This window comes from Paucibacter sp. KBW04 (assembly GCF_003852425.1).
Classification (GTDB): Bacteria; Pseudomonadota; Gammaproteobacteria; order Burkholderiales; family Burkholderiaceae_C; genus Paucibacter_A.
The window spans coordinates 25,190-36,445 of record NZ_QAJN01000012.1; the positions used below are offsets into that span (position 1 = coordinate 25,190).

The 11,256-nt window shown below is 62.7% G+C and carries 12 protein-coding genes; 10 read left to right on the forward strand and 2 right to left on the reverse strand.

From position 1 onward, the window contains the following. Positions 1-43: 43 nt before the first annotated feature. Both DBR47_RS14955 and DBR47_RS14960 read right to left on the reverse strand, forming a co-directional pair. Entirely contained in the window at positions 44-811 is a 768-nt protein-coding gene (locus DBR47_RS14955; protein WP_124451441.1) for an SAM-dependent methyltransferase, read from the reverse strand. Continuing rightward, positions 808-1,464: a nucleoside triphosphate pyrophosphatase gene (locus DBR47_RS14960; protein ID WP_124451443.1), complete on the reverse strand. Its 657-nt coding sequence runs from the start codon at positions 1,462-1,464 to the stop codon at positions 808-810. Before DBR47_RS14960 ends, DBR47_RS14955 begins: the two co-directional genes overlap by 4 nt. A gap of 89 nt (positions 1,465-1,553) precedes the next feature. Here DBR47_RS14960 and DBR47_RS14965 point away from each other — a divergent pair, with 89 nt between their 5' ends. The 10 genes from DBR47_RS14965 to DBR47_RS15010 all read left to right on the forward strand — a co-directional run bounded on the left by DBR47_RS14965 (position 1,554) and on the right by DBR47_RS15010 (position 10,813). Continuing rightward, the gene (locus tag DBR47_RS14965; RefSeq protein WP_124451444.1) at positions 1,554-2,114 is read left to right on the forward strand and encodes a DUF177 domain-containing protein; all 561 of its coding nucleotides are present in this window, start codon (positions 1,554-1,556) and stop codon (positions 2,112-2,114) included. A gap of 409 nt (positions 2,115-2,523) precedes the next feature. After that, entirely contained in the window at positions 2,524-2,706 is a 183-nt protein-coding gene (gene rpmF, locus DBR47_RS14970) for a 50S ribosomal protein L32 (protein WP_009552540.1), read from the forward strand. A gap of 334 nt (positions 2,707-3,040) precedes the next feature. Next, positions 3,041-4,132 (forward strand): phosphate acyltransferase PlsX, encoded by a 1,092-nt coding sequence (gene plsX, locus DBR47_RS14975; RefSeq protein WP_231512339.1) that lies wholly within the window; start codon positions 3,041-3,043, stop codon positions 4,130-4,132. Next, positions 4,129-5,166 carry a beta-ketoacyl-ACP synthase III gene (locus DBR47_RS14980; RefSeq protein ID WP_124451448.1) on the forward strand — a complete coding sequence of 346 codons (1,038 nt, stop codon included), beginning with the start codon at positions 4,129-4,131 and terminating at the stop codon, positions 5,164-5,166. The genes plsX and DBR47_RS14980 overlap by 4 nt, the downstream gene beginning before the upstream one ends. 45 nt (positions 5,167-5,211) lie before the next feature. Next, complete coding sequence (fabD, locus tag DBR47_RS14985; protein WP_197047092.1) at positions 5,212-6,165, forward strand: ACP S-malonyltransferase; 954 nt, start codon at positions 5,212-5,214, stop codon at positions 6,163-6,165. A gap of 20 nt (positions 6,166-6,185) precedes the next feature. Next, positions 6,186-6,935: a 3-oxoacyl-ACP reductase FabG gene (fabG, locus tag DBR47_RS14990; RefSeq protein ID WP_124451450.1), complete on the forward strand. Its 750-nt coding sequence runs from the start codon at positions 6,186-6,188 to the stop codon at positions 6,933-6,935. Between the two features lie 148 nt (positions 6,936-7,083). Then, positions 7,084-7,323 carry an acyl carrier protein gene (gene acpP, locus DBR47_RS14995; RefSeq protein WP_102767677.1) on the forward strand — a complete coding sequence of 80 codons (240 nt, stop codon included), beginning with the start codon at positions 7,084-7,086 and terminating at the stop codon, positions 7,321-7,323. Between the two features lie 43 nt (positions 7,324-7,366). Next, positions 7,367-8,611 (forward strand): beta-ketoacyl-ACP synthase II, encoded by a 1,245-nt coding sequence (gene fabF / locus DBR47_RS15000; protein ID WP_124451452.1) that lies wholly within the window; start codon positions 7,367-7,369, stop codon positions 8,609-8,611. A gap of 102 nt (positions 8,612-8,713) precedes the next feature. Beyond that, complete coding sequence (locus tag DBR47_RS15005) at positions 8,714-9,166, forward strand: hypothetical protein (protein ID WP_124451454.1); 453 nt, start codon at positions 8,714-8,716, stop codon at positions 9,164-9,166. A gap of 159 nt (positions 9,167-9,325) precedes the next feature. Continuing rightward, positions 9,326-10,813: a DegQ family serine endoprotease gene (locus DBR47_RS15010; protein ID WP_124451456.1), complete on the forward strand. Its 1,488-nt coding sequence runs from the start codon at positions 9,326-9,328 to the stop codon at positions 10,811-10,813. The last annotated feature ends 443 nt before the right edge of the window (positions 10,814-11,256 follow it).

Below are 11,256 nucleotides of genomic sequence, written 5' to 3' on the forward strand. Positions count from 1 at the left end.
AAGCCCGATCCAATGATCGGGCTTTTTTCTTGGGCGGCCGGGTCTAGGCCAGCAGTGAAAACACCGCAGGAATCTTGTCCGGCATGGATTCGCCCGAGCTGCGCCATTCGGCCACCGTGGCGCTGCGCGTCCAGCCCTGTTCCAGGCTCAGGCCGCAGCTGACGGACAAGCGGGTCTGGGGTTTCAGGCTGCTGAGCAAGGCGTGCAGCAGGGCGGAGTTGCGGTAAGGCGTCTCTATCATCAGCTGGGTCTGCTGCTGCCGCGCCGACAGCGCTTCCAATTCGCGAATGCGTGCGGCCCGGGCCGGCGCCTCCACCGGCAGATAGCCCACAAAGGCGAAGCTCTGCCCATTCAAGCCGCTGGCCGACAAGGCCATCAGCAGGGCGCTAGGGCCGCTCAAGGGGATGACCTCGATATCGGCTTCATGGGCCGCGGCCACCAAGAGTGCGCCTGGGTCGGCGACCGCAGGCAGACCCGCCTCCGAGATCAGGCCCAGATCGTGGCCGGCCAGGGCTGGTGCCAGCAAGGCGTTCCAGGCCTGGTTCTGGTTCACCAGATCATTTGCGCGGCCCTTAGGCGGGCGCGGCAACTCGGTGATGCGCAGCTCTTGCAGGGGCTGGCTCAGCGGGCAGATGGCGTCCACCCGCTTGAGAAAGGCGCGGGTGGTCTTGGCGCTCTCGGCGGCCCAATGCTCCAGGCGCGCGGCGGTCTGGATGATGTGCAGGGGCAGCACGGCTTGCAGCTCAACCGCGGCGCCCTCGACGCCAAAGTCCAGGGTATTGGGAACCAGATAGAGGCGACCCTTCTTCATGCCTTGGCTCCGATTTGTGTGGCCAGGGCGTCTAGGCCTGCTTGGCGCAGCAAGTTGTTCGTGCGAATCAAGGGCAGGCCGATCAGGGCGGTAGGGTCGTCCGATTCGATGGCGGACAGCAGGCTGATGCCCAGGCCTTCCGATTTGGCGCTGCCGGCGCAGTCGTAGGGCTGCTCGGCGCGCAAGTAGTTTTCGATTTCTGCGTCGCTGAGTTCGCGGAACTGCACGCGCACCGGTGCCAGGTCTTGCCGGGCGAAACCGCTGGCGGCGCAGACCACGGCGATGGCGGTTTGAAACACCACGGTTTTGCCGCTCATGCGGCGCAGTTGTTCCACTGCGCGTTCATGGCTGCCTGGCTTGCCGATGGACTCGCCGTCCAGGTCTGCAACTTGGTCTGAGCCGATCACGATGGCCTCGGGGAATTGGCGTGCCACGGCCTGGGCCTTGGCCAGGGCAAGGCGCTGGGACAGTTCGGCCGGGTGTTCGCCAGGCAGGGGGCTCTCGTCGACATCGGGTGCGCAGACCTCGAAGGGCAGACGCAGGCGCTGCAAGAGTTCGCGGCGGTAGCGGGAGGTGGAGCCCAGGATCAGCGGCCGTGGAGCCACGGGCTCGGAGGCTTGCTTGGGTGCGGCAAGGTTGGGAGTGTCATGCATGGGGTGATTTTCGCATTGCCGCTGAGGGTCGGGCGCGGGGCAGGGCAGTGGTGGCTGCATCGCTTTGATGGGGCTCTACACTTGAGGCCATGAAAGAACATGTTTTTCTCCCCCGAAAATTAGACGTTGCGGCCTTCGCCCGCGATGGCGCCACGCTGGAAGGCGAGTGGCCGGCGATTGAAATGCAGCGTCTGGCCGACTCGGGTGCGCCCGATGCGCCGGCGGCGGGCTGGCCTGCGGTGCAATGGCGATTGCGTGGTGAGCGGCGTGAGCCGCGCGGCGCCGAGGCCCAGGTCTGGTTGCATCTGGAGGCCAGGGCCAGCGTGCAGCTGACCTGCCAGCGCTGCCTGCAGCCGGTTCAAGAAGCCTTGGACATCGTGCGCCAGTACCGCTTTGCCCGCAATGAGTCGGAGGCCGCCGAATTGGATGCCGAGAGCGAAGACGATGTGCTGGTGCTCTCGCGTAGCTTGGATGCGCTGGAGATGGTGGAAGACGAATTGCTATTGTCTTTGCCTCTGGTGCCGCGCCACGAGGTCTGTCCGCAGCCCCTGGTCGTGCCGGCGGATGATTTGGATGCCGCGGACGAGGCCTTGGAAGAGCGCCCCAATCCCTTTGCTGCACTGGCTGCGCTGAAGAAGGGCAAGCCCTGAAACGGCTCGCTGGTGGGCTGGCTAGGCCTGCTTGAGTTGGGTTGGCTTGAGGGGATGGCATTGATGGTGCAAAAACACCGTGCTACAATCGCGGGCTTTCCCCGGTTCGATAATCAAAGTTTGTTGGCGGTGCGGTAAATCAGGTGAGTGGCCGATGGTCACTGGCGTGAGATCCAGGCAAGGCGCGGAGCCCCGGTTTTTCCAGGTTTCGAGGTCTGCGGCACAGGCGACGGCTGGCGCAGCAGTGCGCTGAGGATCGTGCACAGCGTCAAGCAGTGTCCGGGGTGTGTCTGGGTTTTTGTGTTTGGCACGGGCTTTGAGTCTTGGTGGCCAAGCAAGCCAATTCGGCGAAGCACCAGTCTCGATCACCGGATTTAAGTCGGCCCTAGTCGGCCATTAGGAGAATTTCATGGCTGTTCAGCAAAACAAGAAGTCGCCTTCCAAGCGCGGCATGCACCGTTCGCACAATGCTCTGGTGACCCCGGGCACCGCAATCGAGCCCACCACCGGTGAAGTGCATCTGCGCCACCACATCAGCCCCACCGGCTTCTACCGTGGCCGCAAGGTCCTGAAGACCAAGGCTGACGCTTAAATAGATCGGCTGTGGCCCTTCGCGAGGTCTTGTGATCTCGCTGAGCCAGGGTCTTGCTATCTTGCTCGTCTTTACAATTTCCCGGCCTGTACTTTGTTGCAGTGCCGGGTTTTTGTGTTTCTGATGGGGCTTGTTTGCGGCGTGGCGGCCTGTGTTGTCATGTTCATGCGTTCTCATCTCCCTCGTCTTCTTGCTCGGGCCAACCGGCATTGATCTGATGTCCTCTGTCCTCACCAGCTCCTCTTCTGCGCCCGCGCAGCTCGCGTCTCAAGCCCAGGGCTCGCCAGCGGCTGCCGTTCAGCCCTTGAGCGTAGTTCGTCTGGCAGTGGACTGCATGGGTGGCGATCACGGGCCTTCCGTCACGCTGCCGGCCTGTCAGGCCTTTCTTGCTGCGCATCCCCAGGCAGAGTTGCTGCTGGTGGGCCTGCCCGAGGCCTTGGCGCCTGCAGCCAACTGGCCCCGTTGCACCATCGTTGCTGCCTCCGAAGTGGTCGCCATGGATGATCCGGTCGAAGTGGCCCTGCGCCGCAAGAAGGACTCGTCCATGCGGGTCGCCATCAACCAGCTGAAGGCGCAGGGCGAGCAGGCACCCAAGGCCGACGCCTGTGTGTCGGCCGGCAATACCGGTGCCCTGATGGCGGTGTCGCGCTATCTGCTCAAGACCTTGGACGGTATTGACCGCCCGGCCATCGCCTCGGTCATGCCGACTCAGCTGGGTGGCTACACCACCATGCTGGATCTGGGCGCCAATGTGGACTGCACCGCCGAGCACTTGCTGCAGTTCGCGGTGATGGGCAGCGCCCTGGTCGCGGCGGTGGATGGCAAGGAGGAGCCCAAGGTCGGCTTGCTCAATATTGGCGAGGAAGTGATCAAGGGTAGCGAGGTCATCAAGCGCGCCGGCGAGTTGCTGCGCCAGGCCGATGCCGCCGGTCAGCTGAACTTTTTTGGCAATGTCGAAGGCAATGACATCTTCAAGGGCACGGTCGATTTGGTCGTCTGCGACGGCTTTGTGGGCAATGTCGCATTGAAGACGGCCGAGGGTTTGGCGGGCATGATTGGCGCCATCCTACGTGAGGAATTTAGCCGCAATTGGCTGACGAAGGCGGCGGCAGTGCTGGCTTTGGCGGTTTTGAAGCGCATCAAAGGGCGGGTGGATCACCGTCGATTCAACGGTGCGGCCTTGCTCGGATTGCGGGGTTTGGTCTTCAAGAGCCACGGTTCTGCCGACGCCTTCGCTTTCGAGAATGCCCTGAACCGGGCTTATGATGCGGCCCGCAACCGGTTGTTGGACCGGGTTCACGACCGCATCATCGCGACCTTGCAGACCATGCCCTCGGCGGCCGACGCTGGCACCGAGGCAGGTAAGCAGGTGAATGAGGCGGGCGCTTCAGGAGACAAGGCGACCTCGGTCGTCCATGCTGCATGACCACATCCGATCAGAATTCTTCTCAGCCTTCTTCCCCATCCTCGCTGACTCCCGCCGCTCCGCTTTACTCCCGCATCATTGGCACTGGCAGCTTTTTGCCGCCCAAGCGCCTGAGCAATGTCGAGTTGGCCGCACAACTCGCGGCCGATGGGGTCGAGACCTCGGATGAATGGATCATCGAGCGCACCGGCATCCGCGCCCGCCACTTCGCCGAGGCCGGCACCACCGCCAGCGATCTGGCCTTGCCCGCCGCCCGTGCGGCGATCGAAGCGGCCGGTATCGAGGCCAGCGAGATCGACCTGATCATCGTCGCGACCTCGACGCCCGACATGATCTTCCCTTCCACCGCCTGCCTTTTGCAGCACAAGCTGGGCATTGCCGGCGGCGCCGCTTTTGATGTGCAGGCCGTGTGCTCAGGCTTTGTTTATGCCTTGACCGTGGCCGATGCCATGATCCGCACCGGCTCGGCCCGCAAGGCCTTGGTCGTCGGCGCGGAAGTGTTCTCGCGCATTTTGGATTTCAAGGACCGCACCACCTGCGTGCTGTTCGGTGACGGCGCGGGTGCGGTGGTGCTGAGCGCCAGCGAGACGCCGGGCATCTTGGCCACCGAGCTGCATGCCGATGGCCGCCACTCGGGCATTCTGTGTGTGCCCGGCTCGGTCTCGGGTGGCCAGGTCACCGGTGATCCCCTGCTCAAGATGGACGGCCAGGCCGTCTTCAAGCTGGCCGTGGGGGTGCTGGAGAAAGTGGCCCGCTCGGTGCTGGACAAGGCCGGTCGCAGCGAGGCCGATATCGATTGGCTGATCCCGCATCAGGCCAATATTCGCATCATGCACGGCACGGCCAAGAAGCTGAAGCTGCCGCTGGAAAAACTGATCGTGACCGTCGATCAACACGGCAATACCTCGGCGGCCTCTATCCCCCTGGCCTTGGATGCGGCGGTGCGCGATGGTCGCATCAAGCCCGGTGATACCGTCATGCTCGAAGGCGTGGGCGGCGGTTTCACCTGGGGCGCTGTGCTGCTGGATCTCTGATCTGCACTCAGGCCGAGACGAATAGACAAGAGAAGCAAGCAAGCTATGAGTACCCCCATTAGTAAACGTTTCGCATTTGTTTTCCCTGGTCAGGGCTCACAAGCCGTTGGCATGCTGGACGCCTGGGGCGATCACCCCGAGGTGCTGCGCACCCTGGCCGAGGCGTCTGAGGCCCTGGGCGAAGACATGGCCGCCCTGATCAAGGCCGGCCCCAAGGAACAGCTGGACCTGACCACCAATACCCAGCCCGTCATGCTGACGGCCGGCATCGCCTGCTACCGCGCCTGGGTCGCCGAAACCGGCCTGGTGCCTGCCGCTGCGGCCGGTCACTCGCTGGGCGAGTACACCGCCTTGGTGGCCGCCGGCGCTCTGACCCTGGCGCAAGCCTTGCCCCTGGTGCGCTTCCGCGCCCAAGCGATGCAAGAAGCCGTGCCGGTGGGCGTGGGCGCCATGGCCGCCATTCTGGGCCTGGACTCCCAAGCCGTGCGCGAGGGCTGCGTCGCGGCGGCCAGCGCTTCTGGCGAGGCCGTGGAGGCGGTCAACTTCAATGACCCCAAGCAAACCGTCATCGCGGGCAGCAAAGCCGGTGTGGACAAGGCTTGTGAGTTGCTGAAGGCCGCAGGCGCCAAGCGCGCGCTGCTCCTGCCCGTGTCGGCACCTTTCCATTCCAGCCTGATGAAGCCGGCCGCCGAGCGTTTGCAAGAGCGCCTGGCTGCGACCGAGTTCGCGCCCTTGCAATTCCCGGTCATCAACAATATCGACGTGGCCGCGGTCGGTGATGCCGCCGCTCTGCGTGACGCCTTGTATCGCCAGGCTTTCGGCCCGGTGCGTTGGGTGGAGGTGGTGCAGGCGCTGAAGGCCCTGGGCCTCAGCCACATCATCGAATGCGGCCCCGGCAAGGTGCTGGCCGGCATGGCCAAGCGCATCGACGGCGAGATCGTCAGCGCGACTATTTTTGACCCTGCCAGCCTGGCCGAAGCGCGCGCCCTGTTGGCTTGATAGACAAGCAGAAGACAAGCATGAGTGACAACACAGAATTCAAGGGCCAGATCGCTCTGGTCACCGGCGCCAGCCGTGGCATTGGCCGCTCCATCGCCCTGAGTCTGGCCGAGCAAGGCCTCGTTGTGATCGGCACGGCCACGACCGAATCCGGCGCCGCTGCCATCACAGAAGCCCTGAGCCCTCTGGGTGGCCGAGGCATCGCCCTGAATGTGAATGATGCGGCGGCGGTCGAAGCGGCTGTGGATGGCATCGTCAAGGCTCATGGCGGCCTGCAGGTGCTCGTCAACAACGCCGGCATCACCCGCGACACGCTGTCCATGCGCATGAAGGACGAGGACTGGGATGCGGTGATGGACACCAATCTCAAGGCCGTCTTCCGCATGAGCCGTGCCGTGATGCGGACCATGATGAAGCAGCGCTACGGCCGCATCATCAACATCACTTCGGTGGTGGGCGCCTCCGGCAACCCCGGTCAAGCCAATTACGCAGCGGCCAAGGCCGGCGTGGCGGGCATGACGCGCTCACTGGCGCGTGAACTGGGCAGCCGCGGCATCACCGTCAACTGCGTGGCCCCTGGCTTTATCGCCACCGATATGACCGAGGTCTTGCCCGAGGCGCAAAAAGCCGCCTTGCTGGCGCAGATCCCGGTGGGTCGTTTGGGTGAGGCGCGGGAAATTGCCGATGCCGTCGCCTTCCTGGCTTCGCCCAAGGCCGCCTACATTACGGGCAGTGAGCTGCACGTCAACGGCGGCATGTTTATGAATTGATTTGAGGTACTGGCATTCCGCCAGTACCCACCGGATTTGCCCGGCCGGTGAAGCGCCTCCAGTGTGATTTGCGTCTCTTCCTAGAGTCGTCACCCTAGAGGCCTTAGAATCCCGGGCTGTTCCTAGCAAACCCCTCCCGGAGGAGTCCATGAGCGATATCGAAGCACGTGTCAAGAAAATCATCGCCGAGCAACTCGGCGTCCCTGAGTCCGATGTGACCAACGAAAAGGCCTTCGTGGCCGATCTGGGCGCAGACTCGCTCGACACCGTGGAATTGGTGATGGCACTCGAAGACGAGTTCGGCATCGAAATCCCCGATGAAGAAGCCGAGAAGATCACCAGCGTTCAGCTGGCGATTGACTACGCCGTCAAGCACCAGAAGGCCTGAGCTTCCAAGCTCCGGCAATTCGATTAACTGATCCCCGCACCGCATGAGCCGTCGTCGCGTCGTCGTCACTGGTCTTGGTCTGATCAGCCCCGTGGGTAACACGGTGGCTGAGGGCTGGGCCAATATCTTGGCCGGTCAGTCCGGCATTGACCGCATCACTCGATTTGATGCTTCTGCCTTCTCCTGCCAGTTCGCTGGTGAGGTGAAGGGCTTCGATGTTGCCGACTACATGTCCAGCAAAGAAGCACGGACCATGGATCGCTTCATCCATTACGGATTGGCAGCGTCCATTCAAGCGGTGCAGGACGCCGGTCTGCCGACCGGAGATCAGTTGAGCGAAGAGCAAGCCGAGCGCATCGGCGTGCTGGTGGGTTCGGGCATTGGCGGCTTGCCGCTGATCGAAGAAACCCATGCAGAGTACGTCGCGCGCGGCCCGCGTCGGATTTCGCCTTTTTTTGTGCCGGCCTCGATCATCAATATGATCTCGGGCCATGTCTCGATCAAGTACGGATTCCAAGGTCCGAACCTGGCCATCGTGACGGCCTGCACCACTGGCCTGCACGCCATTGGTGAAGCAGGGCGGCTGATTGAATACGGCGATGCCGACGTGATGATTGCAGGTGGCGCGGAATCGACCGTGTCGCCCTTGGGTATCGGAGGCTTTGCCTCGGCGCGGGCTCTGTCCACGCGCAACGAAGACCCCAAGACCGCATCCCGTCCCTGGGACAAAGACCGTGACGGTTTTGTCTTGGGCGAGGGGGGCGGTGTGCTGGTGCTCGAAGAGTACGAACACGCCAAAAAGCGTGGTGCCAAGATTTATGCCGAGCTCTCGGGCTTTGGCATGGGTGCCGACGCCTATCACATGACCGCGCCCAGCGTGGACGGTCCCAAGCGTTCCATGAAGGCGGCCTTGCGCAATGCCGGCCTGAACGCCGACCAAATCAATTACATGAACGCACACGGCACCTCGACGCCGCTGGGCGATCTGAACGAAACCAATGCCATCAAGCTGGCATTTGGGGATCACGCCAAGAATCTGGTGATCAGTTCCACCAAGTCCATGACCGGGCATTTGCTCGGTGGTGCCGGTGGTATCGAATCCGTGTTCACCGTTTTGGCGGTGCACAACCAGGTGGCGCCGCCCACCATCAATATCTTCAACCAAGATCCCGAGTGCGATCTGGACTACTGCGCCAACGAAGCGCGGCCCATGAAGATTGAGTACGCCGCCAAGAACAACTTTGGTTTCGGCGGCACCAACGGGACGCTGATCTTCAAGAAGATCTAAAAGGCGCGATGCCATGGGAGACCAGCCTTTTGCCTTGATGCAAGAAGTCATGTCTCCCTCGTCTCAAGAAACAGGCCTGCGGGCCTGTTTTGCATTCTGGCCATGAACTCGCGCCACGCACCGGCCCTCCGGGTGGATGTCTTGCCGCAGCGGCAGCTGCAGGCCTTGATCGCTGCGCTGGCCGTCCTGGCTGCGGCCGCGGCCTGCATGGCTTGCATCGCGCATTTCCCCTGGGCCTGGCCTTCGCTCTTGCTTCTGCCCTTGGTGGCCTGGCTGGGCTGGCGTGGTGCTGGCTTTGCCCCTTGCCGTCTGCAATGGGACGGCGAGTGTTGGCGCTATGCCTCAACCTTGGAGCAGGAGGCCACGATGCCGGTACAGCTTCAGCCCGTGATGGATCTGGGCGATTGGCTTTTGCTGCGTGTGCGGCGTCAGCAGCTGGGGTTCTGGTCGGGCCCTGCGTACCTGCCTTTGAGCCGAGGCGCGATCGGCTCGCAATGGACAGCGCTGCGCGCCACGCTTTACTCGGCCAAGCTCCGCGAGCCAAGCAGTCCATGACTTTCGCAAGCTCTGCAGGACCATGCCAATATAGTTTGCACGCTTGTTGCTATGCGTAAATTGAGCTTGAATCCCGGGGCCTCGGCCCCAAAATCCCGAGCACTCGGTGCTGCGTTGCGGCCCTTTTTCCTGAACCCTTTGTGAGCACTTGAATCGACCATGCCTTCAACGTCCGTCACTTCCCAGTCCTCCCGAACTCTTGCCATCGTGCGCAAGCCTGGTTTCTCTCGCATTCTTCTTTCGGCGGCGGTGCTGTCTCTGAGCTTGAGCCTTGCGCCCACGGTGGCCGCAGCGCAGGCACGGGATCTGCCGGACTTCACCGAGTTGGTGGAAAAGGTCGGCCCGGCCGTCGTCAATATCCGCACCTCTGAGCGCGCCAAGCTAGCTACCAACGGCGGACCCGAAATGGACGAGCAGATGCAGGAGTTTCTGCGTCGCTTCGGCATTCCCCTGCCAGGCCAGCGCCGGGGCGCTCCGCGGGGAGGGGAGGACGATGCGCCGCAGCGCCGTGGCATCGGCTCGGGCTTTGTGTTGAGCGCCGACGGCTATGTGATGACCAATGCCCATGTGGTGAACGGTGCGGACGAAGTCTTCGTCACCCTGACCGACAAGCGCGAGTTCAAGGCCAAGCTGATTGGCTCCGATGTGCGCACCGATGTGGCCGTGCTGAAAATCGAGGCCAGCGGCCTACCTTCGGTGAAGATCGGCGATGTGGGCCGACTCAAGGTGGGCGAGTGGGTGATGGCCATTGGCTCGCCCTTTGGCTTTGACAATAGCGTCACCGCCGGCATCGTCAGCGCCAAGGCGCGCGATACCGGCGACTTCTTGCCCTTCATCCAAACCGATGTGGCCATCAACCCCGGCAACTCCGGCGGCCCGCTCTTGAATATGCGCGGCGAGGTGGTGGGCATCAACTCGCAGATCTACAGCCAGTCCGGTGGCTTTATGGGCATCTCTTTTGCGATCCCCATCGATGAGGCCATCCGTGTGTCTGACCAACTGCGCGCCAGCGGCAAGGTGGTGCGCGGCTTCATCGGCGTGGCCCCCGATGATTTGAGCAAGGAAGTGGCCGAGTCCATCGGCCTGGGCAAGCCCACCGGCGCGGTGATCCGTAGCGTGACGGCGGGTGGCGCGGCAGACAAGGCTGGCATCGAGGGCGGTGACTTGATCACCAAGTTCGACGGCAAGACCATTGAGAAGGCCAGCGATCTGCGCCGTGTGGTGGCGGGTCTCAAGCCCGGTGCCAAGAGCACCGTGCAGGTTTATCGACGTGGCGCTTACAAAGACCTCAGCATCACCATCGCCGAGATGCCTAGCGACAAGCAGGCGCGTGCCGGTAGCGAGCCCGATACCAAGGCAGCGCCCAGCTCGGCGGCGGCCCTGGGTCTGCAAATCTCCGAGATCCCCGAACCGCAGAAGAAGGAGCTGAAGCTGCGCGCCGGCGTGCGCGTGGACGCTGCCAATGGGGTGGCCGCGCGTGCCGGCCTGCGCGAAGGCGATCTGATCTTGTCGGTGGATAACGTTGAGGTCACCAGCGTCAAGCAGTTCCAGGCGCAGCTGGCCAAGCTGGAGAAGGCCAAGGTGATCAACCTGGTGGTGCGCCGTGACGACGTGGTCAGTTTCGTCTTGCTGCGGCCTGCGCACTGAGCTCGCTTGCTGCCCTGAAAGCGGAGTCCGATGGCGGGTCTTTCCTCATCATGAAATATGAGGCCCGCCATTTTCTCTACGCGGGGATCCGCCAAACGCCCAGAATTTCCGTTTGCAGGCGCTAACTTAGGCTTGTTGGCCAAGGATTCTTGAGCTTGTCGGCTAGAATCGGGGACCGAATTGCACTCTTTGCATGGCTGACGCGCTGCAAATGAGCTCAAAGCTCAAGAGGCTCCGACGAGCCTAGGCTTTTCCACAAGATATCCCTGGTGTCCTGTTGATAAGTTGTTGATAACTTTGATGTTGGCGGGCCGCAACGACCTTGAAAGCCAAGGTTGGGCGGTTTCCAGGACAGGGCTTTTCGCTACAATGGAAGCCCAACAAGCAGTTGCCATACGTTTTGTTGGAAGGCGCGTCACCGTTTCGACGTGCCTTTTTTTTGT